The sequence below is a fragment of the Stenotrophomonas sp. 21LCFQ19 genome (assembly GCF_056861425.1).
This window is the reverse complement of sequence record NZ_JBSPUF010000005.1, coordinates 163,140-183,405: the sequence shown is the minus strand read 5'-3', so window position 1 is coordinate 183,405 and position 20,266 is coordinate 163,140. Positions and strand designations below refer to the sequence as shown.

Here is a 20,266-nt window from a genome sequence, read left to right as displayed (position 1 = left end):
GCCGGGGTGCCCGGGTGCGCGGTGAAGCGCAGGCCGGTCACCCAACGGTGTCGCAGCCGCCGGCAGCTCACCTGCCGGTGCTGTACACCCAGGTCCTTGACGGCCTGAGGGTGATCGAAAACGGTACTTATCTGGATGGCACGTTCGGGCGTGGCGGTCACGCTGGCGGCGTGCTGCGCCAGCTTGGCGCGGATGGGCGCCTGCTGGTCATGGACAAGGACCCCGAGGCCATTGCCGTGGCCGAGCGCGATTTCGCGCCGGACGGCCGTGTCTCGATCTATCGCGGCAGCTTTGCCGATCTGCTGGACTGGAGCGAAACCGCTGCCGGTCTGGACGGCGTTCTGTTCGACCTGGGCGTGTCCTCGCCGCAGCTCGACGTGGCCGAGCGTGGTTTCAGCTTCGGCAAGGACGGCCCGCTGGACATGCGTATGGACCCGGACTCGGGTGAAAGCGCTGCGCAGTGGTTGAACCGCGCCGAAGATCGCGAAATCGCCGACGTGCTGTTCACCTATGGCGATGAGCGCCAGAGCCGTCGCATCGCCCGCGCCATCGTTGCCCGTCGCGAGAAGCAGCCGTTCACGCGTACCGCTGAACTGGCCGAGCTGATCGCCTCGGTAATGCCGCGTGGCAAGGACAAGATCCATCCGGCCACGCGCAGCTTCCAGGCCATCCGCATCCACATCAACCGCGAACTGGCCGACCTTGAAGCCGGCCTGGACGCAGCGATGGCGCGGCTCAAGCCCGGTGGCCGCCTCGCGGTGATCAGCTTCCACTCGCTGGAAGACCGCATCGTCAAGCAGTTCATGAATCGCCATGCCAAGGCGCCGCCGACCAATCGCCGGCTGCCGGAACTGCAGGCCTTCGTGCCGACGCTGGAGCTGATCGGCGGTGCCATCAAGGCCAATGACGACGAGTTGGCGATGAACCCGCGCTCGCGCAGCGCGGTGCTGCGCGTGGCCCAGAAGTGTGAGGTGGCCGGATGAGCCGCCTGCTGTTGATCGTCCTGCTGGCGTGCACGATTGCCTCGGCAATCGGCGTGGTGTTCATGCGCCATCGCCACCGCCAGCTGTTCGTGGAGCTGTCCAAGCTGGAACACGCGCGCGACGAGATCAACATCGAGTTCGGCCGTCTGCAGCTGGAGCAGGCAACCCTGGCCCAGGCCACGCGCGTGGACCAGGAAGCCCGTGGCCGCCTCGGCATGAAGTTCCCCGAGGCCGCTGACATCGTGGTGATCCGGCCATGAACAAGCCCAGCCGCAACCGTACCCGCACGCAGTTCAACCTGCGTAACCGCATGCTGATGGTTGGCGTGGGGCTGGGTCTGTGTGCGGTGACGCTGGTCGGCCGTGCCGCGTATGTGCAGCTGATCAACAACGATTTCTACCAGCGCGAAGGCGAAGCACGCTTCCTGCGCGATGTGCCGATCCCGACCTCGCGCGGCATGATCACCGACCGCAATGGCGAGCCGGTGGCGGTGTCCACGCCGGTGGCATCGATCTGGGTCAATCCGCAGGAACTGCTGCGCACGCCTGAGCGTATTCCCGAGCTGGCGCGCGCGCTGTCGCTGCCGGTGGACGAGCTGACCACCAAGCTGACCCAGAAGGCGGACAAGGAATTCATGTACCTGCGCCGCCGGATCAATCCGGACGTTGCCGAGCAGGTGGTCGCGCTGAAGATTCCGGGCGTGTTCTCGCAGCGCGAGTTCCGTCGCTATTACCCGCAGGGTGAGGCGATGGCGCATGTGCTGGGCTTCACCAATATCGATGATCTTGGCCAGGAAGGGCTGGAGCTGGCCTTCGATGAATGGCTGCGCGGCAAGCCGGGCGCCAAGCGCGTCATCCGCGACCGCAAAGGCGCGATCGTCGAGAGCATCGACCTGGTGCGTCCTGCCGAACCCGGCAAGGACCTGACCCTGAGCATCGACCGCCGCATCCAGTTCCTGGCGATGCGCGAGCTGCGCAATGCGGTCACCACCAACAAGGCGGCTGGCGGTTCCATCGTGATCATGGACGTGGCCACCGGCGAAGTGATGGCCATGGCCAACCTGCCGACCTACAACCCGAATTCGATCAGTGGTGCGACCCCGGACACGCGCCGCAACCGCGCGGTCACCGATCTGGTCGAACCCGGTTCGACGATGAAGCCGCTGACCATTGCCACCGCGCTGCAGAACCACGTGGTGACGCCGGACACGATCATCGACACCAATCCGGGTTACATGTCGCTGGGCCGTTACACCATCCGCGACGTGCCGCGAAACAACGGTGTGCTGAATGTCACCGGCGTGATTACCCGCAGCTCGAACATCGGCGCGGCCAAGATCGTGGCGCGTATCCCGGACCAGACCTTCTACGACTCGGTGCGTGGCTTCGGCTACGGCGTTGCCCCGAACAGCGGCTTCCCCGGCGAATCTGCCGGCGTTGTCGCGCGCCCGGGCAGCCCGAGCTGGTATGGCACCACCAAGACCACCATGTCCTACGGCTACGGCCTGTCGGTGACGCCGCTGCAGATCGCGCAGGCGTACTCGGCGCTGGCCAATGGCGGGCAGGTGATCCAGCCGACCTTCATCAAGGGCCAACGCAACGAAGCACGCCAGGTCATCGACCCGGAAGTGGCGCGCGAAGTCGTGCGCATGATGGAAACCGTGGTCACCAATGGCGGCGCCAAGCAGGCGGCGATTCTTGGTTACCACGTGGCCGGCAAGACCGGCACCGCGCGCAAGAACGGCCCCAATGGCTACGAGCGTGGCCATTACAACCTGCTGTTCGCCGGTGTCGTGCCGGCAACCGCGCCGCGTTACGCCGCGGTGATCGTGGTCAACGACCCGCAAGGCTCGCTGCAGTACGGCGGTCTGGTCTCCGCGCCGGTGTTCCACCACGTGATGGAAGGCACGCTGCGCCTGATGGACGTGCCGCCGGACGACATCCAGTCGTGGCTGGCCGCGCAGGCCGCCGGCAAGGTAGGAGGCAAGCCAGGCAGCAGTGCTGCGCCGCTGCCGATTCCGCAGGACCCGGACGAGGCGCCGAACGCCACGGCCGAATTTGATGCCGCACTGCCGACGGCCGTCGCTCCGACGCCTGCCGCCACGGAGGTGCGCCAGTGAGCCACACAATGAAGTTGTCACAGTTGCTGCCCGATCTGGTCCTGCCGCAGGACCCGCAGATCGGCGGCCTGGTTCTGGATTCACGGCATGTGCGCGCCGGTGATGCGTTCGTCGCAATCGCCGGCTTTGGTGCGCATGGCCTGGGCTTTGTCGAACAGGCCAAGGCCGCCGGCGCGGCCGCAATCCTGTTTGATCCGCCGGCACCGGCCGAACTGCCGGCACCGGCCGATGCCATCGCCGTGCCCGGTTTGCGTACGCGCATGGGCGCGATGGCCGACCAGTTCCACGGCCAACCCTCGCGCGCGATGACCATGGTCGGCGTTACCGGCACCAACGGCAAAACCTCGACCGTGCAGCTGCTCGGCCAAGCCTGGCATCTGCTGGGCACGCCCAGCGGCTCGATCGGTACCTTGGGTGTTGGCCTGTACGGCGATGTAGTGCCGACCGGCTTCACCACGCCGCTGGTGCTGCAGATGCATGAAGTGCTGGCACAGCTGCGCGATGGCGGTGCCAAGGCAGTGGCGATGGAAGTCAGCTCGCATGCCTTGGACCAGGGCCGCGTCGATGCCGTGCACTACGACGTGGCGGTGTTCACCAACCTCACCCGCGACCATCTCGATTACCACGGCGACATGGAAGCGTACGGCGCGGCCAAGGCCAAGCTGTTCCATCGCCTGGGTTTGAAGGCAGCGGCGATCAATCTGGACGACGCCTTCGGTCGTGAACTGATCACCACGCTGGCAGCCGACGTGCAGGCGATCGGGTTGAGTTCGACCGGCCAGGCGGGCGCCACCATCCGCGCCGAGAAGCTGGTGCTGGACGGGCAGGGCCTGGGTTTCGACCTGGTCATCGGCGACGAGCGCCATGCGCTGCGCTCGCCGCTGCTGGGCCGCTTCAACGTCGATAACCTGCTGGCCGTGGCCGGTGCGCTGCATGGCCTGGGCGAAACCAGCGCAAGCATCGCCGAGGTGCTGGGCCAGCTGCAGCCGATCCGCGGCCGCATGAACCGCCTCGGCGGTCAGGGCGAGCCGACCGTGGTCATCGATTACGCCCACACTCCCGATGCGCTGGAACAGGCACTGCGCAGCCTGCACGGCCATCTGGATGGCCGCCTGCTGTGCGTGTTCGGTTGTGGTGGCGAGCGTGACACCGGCAAGCGTCCGCAGATGGCGGCGATTGCCGAGGAATTGGCCGACGTGGTGTTCGTCACTGACGACAATCCACGCGGCGAGAATGGTGACGTGATCGTCGCCGACATCATGGCCGGGTTTGTGACGCCTGCGCAGGTGAACGTGGTGCGCGATCGCGCCCGCGCCATCGACGCCGCGGTCGCACAGGCAGGGGCTGGCGACATCGTGTTGATCGCCGGCAAGGGCCATGAGCCCTACCAGGAGATTGCAGGTATCAAACATCCTTTCGATGACACCGACGTGGCATCGCGTGCGCTGCAGGCGCGCCGTTCCGCTGCTGCGGAGGTGCGTCCATGAAGCGCACGCCGCTGTCGCTGATTGCCCATTGGGCCGGTGGCGAAATCCATGGCGACGACGCCAGCATCGATGCGGTCAGCAACGACACGCGCACGCTGGCAGCGGGCAGCCTGTATGTCGCCCTGCGCGGTGAGCGCTTCGATGGCCACGACTTTGCAGCCAACGCGGTCGAGCAGGGCGCCAGCGCCTTGCTGGTGGATCGCTTGTTGCCGCTGGAAGTGCCGCAGGTCGTGGTCGCCAATACCGAACTGGCGCTGGCGAAGATTGCAGCAGCAATGCAGCAGCAGCGCGCTACCCGCGTGTTCGCCATCACCGGCAGCAACGGCAAGACCAGCGTGAAGAACCTGCTGTTGGCGGTGATGCAGCACGCTGCTGCAGTGCTTGGCCAGCATGTATATGCCACGCCGGGCAACCGCAACAATGAGATCGGCCTGCCGCTGGCAGTGATCGATGCGCCGGAAGATGCCGACTTCGCCATCTACGAGATGGGTACCGGCAAGCCGGGCGATATCGCTTACCTGACCGCTATCGCCGCACCGGACGTGTCCATCGTCAACAACGTCGCCCCGGCACACCTGGAGCGCATGGGCAGCCTGCTGGAGATCGCCAACACCAAGGGAGCCGTCTACGACGACCTGCGCGATGGCGGTGTTGCGGTGGTCAACGCCGACGATGCGTTCTCGCCGTACTTCGCCTCGCGCGCCGGCAGCCACCGGGTGATCCGCTTTGGTCTGGAGGTCAGTGCCGACGTCACCGCGACCGGCATCGTGCTGGACGAGGCTGGTTCCCGCTTCCAGCTGCGTACGCCGCAAGGCGATGCCGAGGTGGTGCTGCAGCTGCCCGGCCGGCACAACGTACTCAATGCATTGGCCGCCGCCTCGATGGCGTTGGCCGCTGGTATTGCGCTGCCGCTGGTGGTCGGTGGCTTGGCGCAGGCGCGCCCGGTGGCTGGTCGCCAGGTGGCGCACGTGTTGGACAACGGCGCAGTGCTGATCGATGACAGCTACAACGCCAACCCGGGTTCACTGGCAGCGGCGATCACCGCGCTGGCTGCGGGCAAGGGCGAAGGTTGGCTGGTGCTGGGCGATATGCGCGAGCTGGGCCCGGACGCACAGGCGCTGCATGCGCAGGCCGGCCAGCGCGCCCGCGAAGCCGGGCTGAAGCGTCTGTACTCGCTGGGTCCGCTGAGCGCAGCGGCATCGGCGGCCTTCGGCGAAGGCGGGCGTCACTTCGACTCCCACGCCGCGCTGGCTGCCGCACTGGAAACCGAACTTCATGCTGGTGTGCGTTGCCTGGTCAAGGGCTCGCGCGGCAGCGCCATGGACAAGATCGTGACTGCGCTGTTGAAGCGCGGCGAGGACACTACACATGTTGCTTGAATTGGCCCGTTGGCTACAGCAGTTGGACGGCCTGTTCCGGTTGTTCAACTACATCACCTTCCGCGGCATCCTCGCCGCCCTGACGGCATTGTCGCTGTCGTTGTGGTTGGGCCCGATGGCCATCCGCCGCCTGGCCCAGCTCAAGGGCGGCCAGCCGATCCGCAAGGACGGCCCGCAGTCGCACTTCTCCAAGGCCGGCACGCCGACCATGGGCGGCGGCTTGATCCTGACCACGGTGCTGGTCTCGGTGTTGCTGTGGGGTGACCTGCGCAACCGTTATGTGTGGCTGGTGCTGGTGGTGATGCTGTGCTTCGGTGCGATCGGCTGGTACGACGACTGGTTGAAGATCGCCAAGCGCGACCCGAATGGTTTGAAGTCGCGTTGGAAGTACGCGCTGCAGTCAATCTTCGGCCTGGCCGCCGGTCTGTTCCTGTACAAGACCGCGGTGGTGCCGGCTGAGCTCACCTTCTACATCCCGATGTTCAAGTCGATTGCGCTGCCGTTGGCAGGCATCAGCTTCGTCGCGATTGCCTATTTCTGGATTGTCGGCTTCTCCAACGCGGTCAACCTGACCGATGGCCTGGACGGTCTGGCGATCATGCCGACGGTGCTGGTGGCCTGTGCGCTGGGCGTGTTCGCCTATGCCTCGGGCAACGCGGTGTTCTCCAGCTACCTGCAGATCCCGCAGATTCCCGGTGCCGGTGAACTGGTCATCATCTGCGCGGCGATTGCCGGTGCGGGCCTGGGCTTCCTCTGGTTCAACACCTATCCAGCGATGGTGTTCATGGGCGACGTCGGCGCGCTGGCGCTGGGCGCGGTGCTCGGCACCATCGCGGTGATCGTGCGCCAGGAACTGGTGCTGGTGATCATGGGCGGCGTGTTCGTGATCGAAACCCTGTCGGTGATGATCCAGGTGGCGTCGTTCAAGCTCACCGGCAAGCGCGTGTTCCGCATGGCGCCGATCCATCACCACTTCGAGCTGAAGGGCTGGCCGGAGCCGCGCGTGATCGTGCGCTTCTGGATCATCTCGGTGGTGCTGGTGTTGATCGGCCTGGCAACGCTAAAGGTGCGCTGATGGACGATTACTCGCGTCAGGCAACCCGACTTGAAGCCATCGGTGGCAGCTACGACAAGTGGCTGCTCGGCGCCGCCGTGGCGCTGGCTTCGATCGGGGTCGTGATGGTGGCTTCCAGCTCCATCGCGCTGACGCAGAGTCCGTTCTATTACCTCACCCGCCACCTGATCTTCATCGCCATCGGCGTGGTCCTGGCTGGCGTGACGATGCGTGTGGAGCTGAAGGAAATCGAGAAGTACAACCAGCTGCTGTTGCTGGGCTGCTTCGCCCTGCTGATCGTGGTGTTCGTACCGGGCCTGGGCAGCAGCGTCAATGGCGCGCAGCGCTGGATCAACCTTGGTATCTCCAAGTTCCAGACCGTGGAAGCGGTCAAGGTGCTGTACATCGTCTGGTTGTCCAGCTACCTGGTGCGCTTCCGCGACGAGGTCAATGCCACCTGGCAGGCCATGCTCAAGCCGGTCGGCGTGGTTGGCGTGCTGGTCGTGCTGCTGCTGATGCAGCCCGACTTTGGTTCGTCGATGCTGTTGCTGGGCATCACCACCTGCATGCTGGTACTGGGCGGGGCGCAGATCAAGCGCATCATCCTGCCGGTGCTGCTGCTGCTGCCGGGCCTGATCGCACTGGTGATCTTCGAGCCTTACCGCATGCGCCGTGTCACCTCGTTCATGGACCCGTGGCAGGACCAGCTGGGTTCGGGTTACCAGTTGTCCAACGCGCTGATGGCGATCGGCCGTGGCGAATGGACGGGTGTGGGCCTGGGCGCATCGATCCAGAAGCTCAACTACCTGCCCGAATCGCATACCGACTTCATCTTCTCGGTGATCGCCGAGGAGCTGGGTTTCCTTGGCGTGTGCGGCATCATCAGCCTGTACGTGCTGCTGGTTGGCCGTGCGTTCTGGCTGGGCATGCGCTGCATTGAAATGCGTCGCCACTTTGCCGGTTACATCGCCTTCGGCATCGCCCTGTGGATCAGCCTGCAGACCTTCGTCTCGATCGGCGTGAACCTCGGCATGCTGCCGACCAAGGGCCTGACCCTGCCGCTGATTTCCTCTGGCGGCTCCAGCGTGATGATGACCTGCGTGGCGATGGGCCTGCTGCTGCGCGTGTCCTACGAGTACAACCGTGCGGTGCGCCGCCAGGAAGTCCGTGAGGACCTCGACGGCGTCGAAGTTGACGCTGCCGAAGTGCACGGCGCAGCACCGGTCGAGCCGCGCATGGATACCGCGACCTCGGTTGCCGCCGCAGCGCAGAGCAGCGCAGCACGTGGCACCAGCCGCATGCAGCAGCGTGTCGAGCCGACCTTCGGGAGGATTGCGTAATGGCCTCCTCGAACACCAACAAGGACCAGCGTCCGGTGATGATCATGGCCGGTGGTACCGGCGGCCATATCTTCCCGGGTCTGGCCGTGGCCAAGGTGCTGCGCGAGCGCGGCATCCCGGTCACCTGGCTGGGTGCAGACGGCGCGATGGAAACCAGCCTGGTGCCGCAGCACGACATCCACGTCGACACGCTGGCCATCTCCGGCCTGCGCGGCAAGGGCAAGCTGGCCTTGCTGGGTGCACCGATCCGGGTGATGCGCGCGATTCGCAGCGCAGGGTATGTGCTGCGTGATCGCAAGCCACGTGCGGTGGTGGCCTTTGGTGGTTTTGCCTCCGGTCCGGGTGGCATCGCCGCCCGCCTGCATGGCCTGCCGTTGCTGGTGCACGAACAGAACCGCGCGCCGGGCATGACCAACCGCATCCTGTCGCGTTTCGCGCGCCGCGTGCTGTCCGGCTTCCCGGGCAGCTTTGCCGGTGGCAAGGAAGAAGTGGTCGGCAATCCGGTGCGTGCCGAGATCGCTGCATTGCCGGCACCCGAGCAGCGCTTGGCCGGTCGCAGTGGGCCGATGCGGGTGCTGGTGCTGGGCGGTAGCCAGGGCGCTCGCGCTTTGAACAACGCCATGCCCAAGGCCCTGGCCGCGCTGGGTGACAGCGTCGCCATCGAGGTCTGGCACCAGTGCGGCGAGAAGCTGCACGAAGAAGCGCTGCAGGCGTATCGCGCTGCTGGTGTGGAAGGCCGCGTCGACATGTTCATCAAGGACATGGCGGCCGCCTACAGCTGGGCCGATCTGGTGGTGTGCCGTTCCGGCGCGTCGACCCTGGCCGAGTTGTGCGCCGTCGGTATCGGCAGCGTGCTGGTGCCATTCGCCGCCGCGGTCGACGACCACCAGACCCGCAATGCCGAATATCTGGTCGAACGCGGTGCCGCCGAACTGCTCAAGCAGGACGACGCATTGGCAACCAACCTGGAAGGCGTGCTGCGCACGCTGGCAAACACTCCCGGCCACCGCATGCAGATGGCACAGGCCGCGCGTGGGTTGGCCAAGGTCGATGCGGCCGAACGCATCGCTGACATCATTCTTGAGGAAGCAGCATGAACACGGCACCGCGCACCCGCGCCAGCCACACCGGAGGCCTGGCATGATCCGCCGCCTCAACGACACCACCGACCTGGTCCGTGCGTTCCCGCGCGTGCATTTCGTCGGCATCGGCGGCACCGGCATGAGCGGCATCGCCGAAGTGATGCTGACCCTGGGCTATGAAGTCTCCGGTTCCGACAATGCAGACAACGCCGCCACCCGCCGTCTGGCGCGGCTGGGCGCGCGCGTGATGCGCGGTCACTCCGCCGCCAACGTGCTGGGCACCGACTGCATCGTGGTCTCCAGCGCCATCCGCGACGACAATCCCGAGCTGATGGAAGCGCGCAGCCAGCGCATTCCGATCATGCCGCGTGCGGCAATGTTGGCCGAGCTGATGCGCTTCCGTCGCGGCATCGCCGTCGCCGGTACCCACGGCAAGACCACCACCACCTCGCTGACCGCCGCGATCCTGAGCGAGGGCAAGCTGGACCCGACCTTCGTGATCGGCGGCCAGCTGCTGGCGGCCGGTGCCAACGCCAAGCTCGGCGGCGGCCAGTGGCTGGTGGCCGAGGCCGATGAAAGTGATGGCAGCTTCCTGCGGTTGAACCCGCTGGTGGCGGTGATCACCAACATCGACGCCGACCATCTTGAGAATTACGGCAACGACTTCGCGCGTGTGCAGGCAGCATTCGCCGAGTTCCTGCAGCGCCTGCCGTTCTACGGTCTGGCGGTGCTGTGCATCGATGATCCGGAAGTGGCTGCGTTGGCTGCCAAGACCCCGCGTCACGTGATGAGCTATGGCCTGAGCAGCAATGCCGACGTGCGCGCCGAGGACGTGGTGCAGGATGGCCCGCGCATGCGCTTCACCCTGCGCCTGCCGGAAGGCACCAGCGTGCCGGTCACCCTGGCACTGCCGGGCAAGCACAACGTGCTCAATGCACTGGCCGCCGCCGCGGTGGCCTGGCAGTTGGGCGTGGCACCGGAAGATATCGCCTCGGCACTGGAGAAGTTCGAAGGCGTTGGCCGTCGCTTCAACGACCTGGGCGAAGTCACCACCCACAAGGGTGCCAAGGTGCGCGTGATCGACGACTACGGTCATCACCCGCGTGAGCTGGAAGCAGTGTTTGCCGCTGCCCGTGGCGGCTGGCCGGACAAGCGCCTGGTGGTGGCTTTCCAGCCGCACCGTTACAGCCGCACCCGCGATCAGTTCGATGCCTTTGCAGCGGTGCTGTCGGAAGTGGACGCGCTGGTGCTGAGCGAGGTCTATCCAGCCGGCGAAGCACCGATTCCCGGTGCCGATTCCAAGTCGTTGGCGCGTGCGATCCGTGCCCGCGGCCGCAGCGAGCCGGTGGTGGTCGGTCATGCCGCCGACCTGGGCTCGGTGCTGCCGGACGTACTGCAGGACGGTGACCTGCTGCTGATGATGGGGGCCGGCGACATCGGCGGCGTTGCCCAGCAGGTGATCACCGAAGGTTTCAAGGAGAACAAGGGCGAATGATGTCTGTCGCGCTGCCGCCGAGCCGTACCCACGCAACCGCACTGCGGGCTGCGACGGTGGCCTGCGGCCGCGCTGCAGGGGAGGGCGCACGATGAATGCCATCCTGCGCATGCTCGCCTGGTTGCTGGCCATCGCCCTGGTGGTGCTGCCGGTGGTCGCGGTGGTCAACGGTTGGGTCGGCGCCGAGCGCTGGCCGCTGGCCAAGCTGCGCGTGCACGGTGAGTTCAAGCGGGTGCCGGCGGAAGACCTGCAGAAAACCCTGCTTCCATATGCACGCTCGGGCTTCTTCGCGGTGAAGTTGCAGGACGCACAGGCGGCGGTTGAGAAGCTGCCTTGGGTGGAAAGCGCGCAGGTCCGCAAGCAGTGGCCGGATGTGCTGGAAGTGAGCATCGTCGAGCACCGTCCGTTTGCGCGCTGGGGCAAGGATCGCCTGCTGTCCGAACAGGGGCGTCTGTTCGCGGTGCCGCATGGCCTGGAGAACGCGCCGCTGCCCGAACTCGATGGCCCCGATGGCATGACCACCGAAGTGGTGGAGCTGTACAACGATTCGCGCGCACTGTTCGCACCGGCCGGTGTGGACGTACGCAAAGTCGCGATGGACGCGCGCGGCAGCTGGTCACTGGGGCTGGACAACGGCACCGAGGTGATCATCGGACGCAACGATGCGCGCTCGCGCCTGGGCCGTTTCGTGCGCGTGCTGCCGCAGTTGACCCGCACCCAGGTGCCGATCGTGCGCGCCGACCTTCGCTATACCAATGGATTCACGCTGAGCTGGGGAACCCCGCCGCCGGCAACAAAGCAGACGCAGGACAGGACATGAACCGCAAGGGTGACAAATCACTGATCGTTGGCTTGGATATCGGCACCTCCAAGGTGGTGGCGTTGGTCGGCGAGTACTCGCCGGGCAGCCCGATCGAGGTCATCGGCATCGGCTCGCACGAATCGCGCGGCCTCAAGCGCGGCGTGGTGGTGGATATTGAATCCACCGTGCAGTCGATCCAGCGCGCCATCGAGGAAGCCGAGCTGATGGCCGGCTGCGAGATCCGTTCGGTGTACGCCTCGATCTCCGGCAACCACGTGCAGTGCCGCAATTCGCAGGGCATCACCCCGATCCGCGAAGGCGAAGTGAGCTGGGGCGATCTGGATCGCGTGCTGGAAGCGGCCAAGGCCGTGGCCATCCCCGCCGACCAGAAGATCCTGCATGCGATCCCGCGCGAGTACGTGCTGGACGATTCGCAGGAAGGCATCCGCAATCCGGTCGGCATGACCGGCGTGCGCCTGGAAGTGCATGCCCACCTGGTGGTTTGTGCACAGTCTGCAGCCGCAAACGTCAGCAAGTGCGTGCAGCGCTGCGGTCTGCAGGTGGACGATCTGGTGCTGTCCTCGCTGGCCTCCAGCGTGGCGGTGCTGACCGCCGACGAACGCGAGCTGGGCGTGGTGATGGTCGACATCGGCGCCGGCACCACCGACATCGCGGTGTTCGTGCAGGGCGCGATCTGCCATACCGCATCGCTGCCGATTGCTGGTGACCACGTCACCAACGACATCGCCCACATGCTGCGCACGCCGACCCCGGAAGCGGAGCAGATCAAGGTGCGCTACGCCTGCGCGTTGGCGCAGATGGCAACCGCCGAGGAAAGCATCCAGGTGCCATCCGTCGGCGATCGCCCGCCGCGTCGCATGCCGCGTCATTCGCTGGCGCAGGCAGTGCAGGGCCGTTACGAGGAAATCTTCGAGATGGTGCAGGCCGAGCTCCGCCGTTCCGGCTTCGAGGAGATGGTGCGTGCGGGCCTGGTGCTCAGCGGCGGCGCCTCGAAGATGGAAGGCGTGGTCGAGCTGGCCGAGGAAATGCTGCAGATGCCGGTGCGTGTAGGCATTCCGCAGCACGTCACCGGCCTTGGCGAAGTAGTCGGCAACCCGGTGCATGCCACCGGCGTGGGCCTGCTGCTGATGGGCAGCCAGATCGAACATCCGCGTCGCCCGTCGCTGCCCACCGGGCGCGCCGGCAGCATGTTCAACAAATTGAAGAATTGGTTCCGCGGCGAGTTCTGAGCGCGGTACCGGTGGTAGGGCAGTGAGGCAGTCAGAAGGCAAGCAGTAAGGCAAGACGAAGTGCAGTAACGCAGTCATTGAAGCAAGCAACAACCACCGTGCAGGGGCGACCCGAAGCGGTACACCTAAAACAACTCGCCGGTGCGGGCGGGCGCAGAAGGAGAAGGATTCTTCCCGGATGCCCGAACCAATCACGGCAATAGAGAGGACATGGACATGGCGCATTTCGAACTGATTGAAAAGATGGCACCGAACGCGGTGATCAAGGTCGTTGGCGTGGGCGGCGGCGGCGGCAACGCCGTGGCGCACATGGTCAACAGCAGCGTGGATGGCGTGGAATTCATCACTGCCAACACCGACTCGCAGGCCATCAAGAATTGTGGTGCCAAGCTGCAGCTGCAGCTGGGCACCAACGTAACCAAGGGTCTGGGCGCAGGCGCAAACCCGGAAGTCGGCCGCCAGGCCGCACTGGAAGACCGTGAGCGCATCATGGACGCCCTGCAGGGTGCGGACATGGTGTTCATCACCGCCGGCATGGGCGGCGGCACCGGTACCGGTGCTGCACCGGTGGTGGCACAGCTGGCCAAGGAAATGGGCATCCTGACCGTGGCCGTGGTCACCAAGCCGTTCCCGTTCGAAGGCCGTCGCCGCATGCAGGTGGCGCTGAAGGGCATCGAGGAGCTGAGCCAGCACGTCGATTCGCTGATCACGATCCCGAATGAAAAGCTGATCACCGTGCTCGGCCGCAACGCCACCATGGTGCAGGCCTTCCGCGCTGCCAATGACGTGCTGCAGGGCGCCGTGCAGGGCATCGCCGATCTGATCGTGCGTCCGGGCCTGATCAACGTCGACTTCGCCGACGTGCGCACCGTGATGTCGGAAATGGGCCTGGCGATGATGGGCACCGGCACCGCACGTGGTGATGACCGCGCCCAGGCAGCTGCCGAAGCCGCGATCCAGAACCCGCTGCTGGACGACGTGAACCTGGCCGGCGCCAATGGCGTGCTGGTCAACATCAGCGCCGGCACCGACATCACCATGAGCGAGTTCGACGAAATCGGCCGCACCGTGCATGCCTTCGCTTCGGAAGACGCCACCGTGGTGATCGGCACCGTGATCGATCCGGATCTGGGTGACGAGATCAAGGTGACCGTGGTTGCCACCGGCCTGAACCGTGCCGTTGCCAAGAACGCTCAGCGTCCGGGCGAGCGCGGCCCGATCAAGCTGGTGCGCAACGCCACCACCGGCCAGGCCGAGTTCGACGAGTACGAAAGCCCGGCCGACGCCGTGGCCAAGGCCGTGGGTCACACCATGGGCATGGGCCTGCGTCGTCCGAGCTCGGACACCGTGTCTGCTTCCACCCCGTCGGCGTCGCCGGCTGCTGCAGAGCTGCCGAATGACTACCTGGACATCCCGGCGTTCCTGCGCCGCCAGGCTGACTGATGCGGTAGCGGGGGCCATCCAGGCCCGACCATCGCTTGCGCTGGCAACGGCGCGGCGGGTCGGACTGGCCGGCTCCTGGATGCAGAGCTGATACGTCGGGGCTGTCCACCCCGATGGAAAGACCATGTCCTTTATCGCCGGGCCAAGGCCGGCCCGGCGATATTTTCGGTACTGGACGGCAGCTGACGGCCGAATCTGACGCTGTAAAGGGCGCGTGTTAACGCGTGTTATTCTTGTTTGTCCCTTTGGCTGCGCCTGCGCGGCCCCTCCGGCCTTACATACACATGATCCAGCAACGCACTCTCAAGAACACGATCCGCGCCACCGGCGTCGGCCTGCACAGCGGTGACAAGGTCTACATGACCCTGCGCCCGGCACCGGTTGACCATGGCATCGTGTTCCGACGGGTGGACCTGGATCCGGTGGTGGAAGTCCCGGCGCGTGCCGATCTGGTCACCGAGGTCACCCTGTGCACCGGCCTGACCTGTGAAGGTGCCAAGATCCAGACCGTCGAACACCTGATGTCGGCCCTGGCCGGTCTCGGCGTGGACAACGTCATCGTCGAACTGTCCTCGGCCGAGTTGCCGATCATGGACGGTTCTTCCGGCCCATTCGTGTTCCTGCTGCAGTCGGCGGGTATCGTCGAGCAGGGCGCGGCCAAGCGCTTCCTGCGCATCCTCAAGACGGTGGAAGTGCGCGACGGCGACAAGATCGCCAGCTTTTCGCCGTATGAAGGCTACAAACTGGGTTTCACCATCCAGTTCGATCACCCGATGATCCCGGCCAAGCAGTCGCGGGTGGAGATCGAGTTCTCCACGGCCGGCTACATCAAGGAAATCTCGCGCGCCCGCACCTTCGGCTTCATGCGTGACCTGGAGTACATGCGTGAGCGCAACCTGGGCCTGGGCGGCTCGATGGACAATGCCATCGTGCTCGACGAGTTCCGCGTGCTGAATGACGACGGCCTGCGTTACACCGACGAATTCGTCCGCCACAAGATCCTGGACGCCATCGGCGACCTGTATCTGGCCGGCGGACAGGTATTGGGCGCCTACGAGGGCTTCAAGTCCGGGCATGCGCTCAACAACAAGCTGGTGCGTGCCCTTCTGGCCGACCAGAGCGCCTGGGAATGGGTCAGCTACGACTCGCCGGTGGCTCCCGAGCCGGTGCAGTACGGCATCCCGGCCTACGCCTGAGTTAAATAGCGGTGAGGCCGTAAGAGACGTGGCCTTCACAGAGCACGACTACTCCCATTTGTAGTCGTTGTGTGAACCCGATCAGGCTTTCAGCCTGAATTTAACTTTTAATTAACAAAAGACTAACTCCTTCGCTGCATTCCGCGGCTAGGATTCCTGCTGGCTCCAATCCGGTCCTTTGAACGGCTGGTTGGAGGCCGGGGCCGATCAGGCCCCCGGCGGCCCTTCAGGACTTTGTTGATTTGACATCCTGCAGGGCATCCAAGGCGTCACGCAGTCCTTTATGCGTGGCTTCGCTTACTGCTGTGCTGCGTTGATCGTTACGCACTGGGGAGTGCGCGGACGCGGTCGCAGTCTTGACGGTCACCCGGGTGGCCTTCAGCCCGATGGATCGGGCCGCGTCGAGCAGCTGGTCTTCGGCAAGCCTTACTTTGGCGTGCCACACCGGCGATTCGACGAGAAAAACGAGGTGTTCGCCGTCCACATTGGCCAACCGGCAACGGTTAACCAGCGCCGGCGGCAAATGGGGGCGCAATTGCCGGTCCATCGCATCGAGCCACAGGGCCCGGCGCAGCGGATTTCCTGCTTTGTCCGCCATCGCCGCTTCCAGCGCCTGTTTGGGCGCGGAACGGGAACGAACACTGGATTTCGGCTCTGACATAAGAATTTTTCAATGACATTTAAAAAGATCGTAATCAAAACGCGTGAACAAAAGGCCAAGACGCCGTTTTCACGTGTTCAGATGTTCTTTGAGGATCGTCCTCAAGCCCTGTTGGGTAGCGTACTTGGCCTTGGTTGCCTGATGGGCGTGGCCCTGAGCTTCGCCATCGGCATGGCCGGCGATGCGGCGCTGCAGTCCAAGGTTGACCATCAGCAGCAGGAGCTGGCCAAGGTTCGCGCCGATGCGCAGACCCAGGTCAACGCACTGGCCGCCCGCCTCGGCGAGCTGCAGGCGCAGGCCACCCGGCTCAACGCCCTGGGTGAGCGCCTGACCCAGATGGGCAAGCTGGAAGACGGCGAGTTCGACTTCCAGGAAACCCCGGGTATGGGTGAAGGCGAACCCGGCCCGACCCAGGACATCCCGGTCAGCGCGGTAAACACCGACTTACAGGTGCTGGAGCAGCGGTTCGCTGCTTCAGGCAAGCAGTTGTCGGTGATGGAATCGCTGCTGTTCGACCACCAGCTCGAACAGAACGCCGTGCCCTCGCGCATGCCGATCCGCAACACCTACGTCACCTCCAGCTTCGGTGGCCGTGCCGACCCGTTCGGCCGCGGTGTTGGCAACCACAAGGGCATGGACTTCCACGCCCGCGTTGGCGACCCGGTGCTGGCCGTGGCCGACGGTGTGGTCAGCTTCTCAGGCGTGAAGGGTGGGTACGGCAATGTGGTCGAGATCGACCACGGCAACGGCTACAAGACCCTGTATGCGCACAACTCGCGCCTGACCGTGCGCGAAGGCGGGCTGGTGCGGGCTGGTCAGGAAGTGGCCAAGGCCGGCTCCACCGGTCGCTCGACCGGCGCCCACGTGCATTTCGAGGTCTGGCAGAACGGCGTGGTGATGAATCCGCGCAAATTCCTCGGCGAGGGCGGCAATACGCCGGTCGGCCGGCTCAGCCGTGGCTGATGGGTGGCAAGTCAGCTTCGGCTGACTTGTTTTGGGGAGCTTGAATCCCAAGCGTTCGCCCCAAGCTACAATAGGCGTTGCCATCGACAGGGCGCATTGCGCCCTGTTTCGTTTGTGACCGGTGAACCCAGGGGGTGAGCCAGGTCGCACGGCATTTCATTCAAACCGGTTCCTTCAATGATCAACAGCCTGCTTACCCGCGTTTTTGGCAGCCGTAACGAGCGCCAGCTTCGCCAGCTCAACCGTATCGTCGCCAAGATCAATGCCTTGGAGCCGGAGATCCAGAAGCTCTCCGATGACCAGCTGAAGGCCAAGACCCCCGAGTTCCGTGAGCGCATCGCCGCTGGCGAAGCCCTGGACAAGGTGCTGCCGGAAGCGTTTGCGGTCTGCCGCGAAGCCTCCAAGCGTGTGCTGGGCATGCGCCACTACGACGTGCAGCTGATCGGCGGCATGGTCCTGCACCTGGGCAAGATCGCCGAAATGCGTACCGGTGAAGGCAAGACCCTGGTGGCAACGCTGCCGGTCTACCTCAACGCGCTGGAAGGCAAGGGCGTGCACGTGGTCACGGTCAATGACTACCTGGCCCGCCGCGACTCGGCGCAGATGGGCAAGCTGTACAACTGGCTGGGCATGAGCGTCGGAGTGGTCTACCCGGGCATGCCGCACAGCGACAAGCGCGAGGCCTACGGCAGCGACATCACCTACGGCACCAACAACGAATTCGGCTTCGACTACCTGCGTGACAACATGGCGCTGACCCGCGCCGACCGTTACCAGCGCGGCCTGCATTACGCCATTGTCGACGAAGTCGACTCCATCCTGATCGATGAGGCGCGTACCCCGCTGATCATCTCCGGTCCGGCCGACGATTCCCCCGAGCTGTACATCCGCGTCAACCGCGTGGTGCCGGGCCTGGTCAAGCAGGAAACCGAGGAAGGCGAGGGCGATTACTGGGTCGACGAGAAGGGCAAGCAGGTCTTCCTGTCCGAAGCCGGCATGGAACACGCCGAAGAGCTGCTGCGCGAAGCCGGCATCATCGGTGCGGACAACGACAACGGCCTGTACGCCGCGCAGAACCTGACCGTCGTCCACCACCTCAACGCCGCCCTGCGCGCGCACGCCATCTACCAGCGTGACGTGGACTACATCGTGCGTGATGGCGAAGTCGTCATCGTCGACGAATTCACCGGCCGTACCCTGGCCGGCCGTCGCTGGTCCGACGGCCTGCACCAGGCGGTGGAAGCGAAGGAAGGCGTGCCGGTACAGCGTGAGAACCAGACGCTGGCCAGCATCACCTTCCAGAACCTGTTCCGCATGTACAAGAAGCTGTCCGGCATGACCGGTACGGCCGATACCGAAGCGTTCGAGTTCCAGAGCATCTACGGCCTGGAAGTGCTGGTCATCCCGACCAACAAGCCGACCGTGCGCAAGGACTACCCGGACCAGGTGTTCCTCAATCGCAAGGGCAAGTTCAACGCGGTGCTGGCCGACATTGAAGAATGCGCCAAGCGCGGCCAGCCGGTGCTGGTGGGTACCACCTCGATCGAAACCTCGGAAATGCTGTCCGAGCACCTGCGCAAGGCTGGCGTGAAGCACGAAGTGCTCAACGCCAAGCAGCATGACCGCGAAGCGACCATCGTCGCCAACGCTGGTCGTCCGGGCTCGGTCACCATCGCCACCAACATGGCCGGCCGTGGTACCGACATCGTGCTCGGCGGCTCGCTGGAAACCGAACTGCACGAGCTGGGTGAAGACATCAGCGACGAGCAGAAGGCCGCACTGAAGGCGGCGTGGCAGGAACGCCACGAGGCAGTCAAGGCGGCTGGCGGCCTGCACATCGTCGGCACCGAACGTCACGAATCGCGCCGTATCGACAACCAGCTGCGCGGCCGTTCCGGTCGTCAGGGTGACCCGGGTTCGTCCCGTTTCTACCTGTCGCTGGAAGACAACCTGATGCGCATCTTCGCCTCTGACTGGGTGCAGAAGGCGATGCGCATGATGGGCATGAAGGAAGACGACGTCATCGAAGACCGCATGGTCAGCCGCCAGATCGAGAAGGCACAGCGCAAGGTTGAAGCGCACAACTTCGACATCCGCAAGAACCTGCTCGACTTCGACGACGTCAACAACGACCAGCGCAAGGTGATCTACGGCCAGCGCGATGAGCTGCTGGACGCCGAGTCGGTCAAGGAAAACATCGACGGCATCCGCGGCGACGTGATCTATGACCTGGTCTCCCGTTTCGTGCCGCCGAACTCGGTGGACGAGCAGTGGGATCTGCAGGGCCTGCAGGCCACGCTGGAAGGCGAGTTCGGCGTGGAGATGGACGTGGTTGGCCTGGTCAAGGCGCACGAAGAACTGGATGCCGAGGCGATCGTGCAGAAGGTCATCGACCGCGTGGACGAGCATTTCGCGCAGAAGGAAGCGGCGGTTGGCGCCGAGACCATGCGCGCACTGGAAAAGCACGTGATGCTGACCGTGCTCGACCAGAGCTGGAAGGAGCATCTGGCCCGCATGGATTACCTGCGCCAGGGCATCTACCTGCGTGGTTACGCGCAGAAGCAGCCCAAGCAGGAGTACAAGAAGGAGGCCTTCGAGCTGTTCTCGCAGATGCTGGAGGACGTCAAGCGCGAAGTAATCACCATGTTGTCGCGCGTGCGCGTGCGCAGCGAGGAAGAAGTAGCGGCAATGGAGCAGTTGGAGCGCCAGCAGGCCGAAGCACGCCTGCAGATGTCGCAGTTCCAGCACCAGGACAACGGCGGCTACAGCGCCGACGAGGAAGCAGCGGAGGTGATCGACGAGGCCAACGCGCCCAAGGTCGGCCGCAACGACCCGTGTCCGTGCGGAAGTGGCAAGAAGTACAAGCACTGCCACGGTCAACTGAACTGATGGAAAGCCCCGCCAAGTGCGGGGCTTTTTTTGGGCATCTGCCCCTGTAGTGGGGGGGGGGGGGGGGGGGGGGGGTGGGGGGGGGGGGGGGGCGGGGGCGGGGGGGGGGGGGGGGCGGGGGGG

At 65.1% G+C, this 20,266-nt stretch carries 15 protein-coding genes and 1 pseudogene; 15 read left to right on the top strand and 1 reads right to left on the bottom strand.

The window, feature by feature from the left end; all coding sequences use genetic code 11:
* The first annotated feature begins 14 nt into the window (after positions 1–14).
* The 13 genes and pseudogenes from rsmH (at position 15) to lpxC (ending at position 15,630) form a co-directional block, all read left to right on the top strand.
* Positions 15–983 carry a 16S rRNA (cytosine(1402)-N(4))-methyltransferase RsmH gene (gene rsmH, locus AC13FW_RS07840; RefSeq protein WP_482988772.1) on the top strand — a complete coding sequence of 323 codons (969 nt, stop codon included), beginning with the start codon at positions 15–17 and terminating at the stop codon, positions 981–983.
* Positions 980–1,243 carry a cell division protein FtsL gene (gene ftsL, locus AC13FW_RS07835; protein ID WP_282266357.1) on the top strand — a complete coding sequence of 88 codons (264 nt, stop codon included), beginning with the start codon at positions 980–982 and terminating at the stop codon, positions 1,241–1,243. Before rsmH ends, ftsL begins: the two co-directional genes overlap by 4 nt.
* Entirely contained in the window at positions 1,240–3,102 is a 1,863-nt protein-coding gene (locus AC13FW_RS07830) for a peptidoglycan D,D-transpeptidase FtsI family protein (protein WP_296250027.1), read from the top strand. The genes ftsL and AC13FW_RS07830 overlap by 4 nt, the downstream gene beginning before the upstream one ends.
* Positions 3,103–3,110: 8 nt before the next feature.
* Entirely contained in the window at positions 3,111–4,589 is a 1,479-nt protein-coding gene (locus AC13FW_RS07825; RefSeq protein ID WP_482988729.1) for a UDP-N-acetylmuramoyl-L-alanyl-D-glutamate--2,6-diaminopimelate ligase, read from the top strand.
* On the top strand, positions 4,586–5,968 hold the full coding sequence (locus tag AC13FW_RS07820) for a UDP-N-acetylmuramoyl-tripeptide--D-alanyl-D-alanine ligase (protein WP_482988728.1): 1,383 nt from the start codon (positions 4,586–4,588) through the stop codon (positions 5,966–5,968). Before AC13FW_RS07825 ends, AC13FW_RS07820 begins: the two co-directional genes overlap by 4 nt.
* A complete protein-coding gene (gene mraY, locus AC13FW_RS07815; protein WP_303748895.1) occupies positions 5,958–7,043 on the top strand; it encodes a phospho-N-acetylmuramoyl-pentapeptide-transferase in 1,086 nt (361 codons plus the stop codon). The genes AC13FW_RS07820 and mraY overlap by 11 nt, the downstream gene beginning before the upstream one ends.
* Positions 7,043–8,177: pseudogene (ftsW, locus tag AC13FW_RS07810) on the top strand (putative lipid II flippase FtsW); the annotation flags it as partial. The gene mraY and the pseudogene ftsW, both read left to right, overlap by 1 nt.
* A 184-nt stretch (positions 8,178–8,361) precedes the next feature.
* Positions 8,362–9,459 (top strand): undecaprenyldiphospho-muramoylpentapeptide beta-N-acetylglucosaminyltransferase, encoded by a 1,098-nt coding sequence (murG, locus tag AC13FW_RS07805; RefSeq protein WP_482988727.1) that lies wholly within the window; start codon positions 8,362–8,364, stop codon positions 9,457–9,459.
* A 43-nt stretch (positions 9,460–9,502) separates the two neighbouring features.
* Positions 9,503–10,939 carry a UDP-N-acetylmuramate--L-alanine ligase gene (gene murC / locus AC13FW_RS07800; RefSeq protein WP_482988726.1) on the top strand — a complete coding sequence of 479 codons (1,437 nt, stop codon included), beginning with the start codon at positions 9,503–9,505 and terminating at the stop codon, positions 10,937–10,939.
* 91 nt (positions 10,940–11,030) lie between these two features.
* Positions 11,031–11,759: a cell division protein FtsQ/DivIB gene (locus AC13FW_RS07795; RefSeq protein ID WP_481614707.1), complete on the top strand. Its 729-nt coding sequence runs from the start codon at positions 11,031–11,033 to the stop codon at positions 11,757–11,759.
* Positions 11,756–12,991 (top strand): cell division protein FtsA, encoded by a 1,236-nt coding sequence (ftsA, locus tag AC13FW_RS07790; RefSeq protein ID WP_282266374.1) that lies wholly within the window; start codon positions 11,756–11,758, stop codon positions 12,989–12,991. The genes AC13FW_RS07795 and ftsA overlap by 4 nt, the downstream gene beginning before the upstream one ends.
* A gap of 216 nt (positions 12,992–13,207) precedes the next feature.
* Complete coding sequence (ftsZ, locus tag AC13FW_RS07785; RefSeq protein WP_296247249.1) at positions 13,208–14,434, top strand: cell division protein FtsZ; 1,227 nt, start codon at positions 13,208–13,210, stop codon at positions 14,432–14,434.
* A gap of 284 nt (positions 14,435–14,718) precedes the next feature.
* Entirely contained in the window at positions 14,719–15,630 is a 912-nt protein-coding gene (gene lpxC, locus AC13FW_RS07780; RefSeq protein ID WP_296247247.1) for a UDP-3-O-acyl-N-acetylglucosamine deacetylase, read from the top strand.
* A gap of 226 nt (positions 15,631–15,856) precedes the next feature.
* Here the strand turns inward: lpxC and AC13FW_RS07775 are convergent, their stop codons facing one another.
* Positions 15,857–16,291, bottom strand: coding sequence for a DciA family protein (locus AC13FW_RS07775; protein WP_482988725.1), 435 nt, complete (start codon positions 16,289–16,291; stop codon positions 15,857–15,859).
* Between the two features lie 12 nt (positions 16,292–16,303).
* Between AC13FW_RS07775 and AC13FW_RS07770 the strand changes: the two genes are divergently transcribed.
* On the top strand, positions 16,304–17,254 hold the full coding sequence (locus AC13FW_RS07770; protein WP_282266381.1) for a M23 family metallopeptidase: 951 nt from the start codon (positions 16,304–16,306) through the stop codon (positions 17,252–17,254).
* Between the two features lie 177 nt (positions 17,255–17,431).
* The gene (secA, locus tag AC13FW_RS07765; RefSeq protein ID WP_296247242.1) at positions 17,432–20,143 is read left to right on the top strand and encodes a preprotein translocase subunit SecA; all 2,712 of its coding nucleotides are present in this window, start codon (positions 17,432–17,434) and stop codon (positions 20,141–20,143) included.
* Positions 20,144–20,266: the final 123 nt, after the last annotated feature.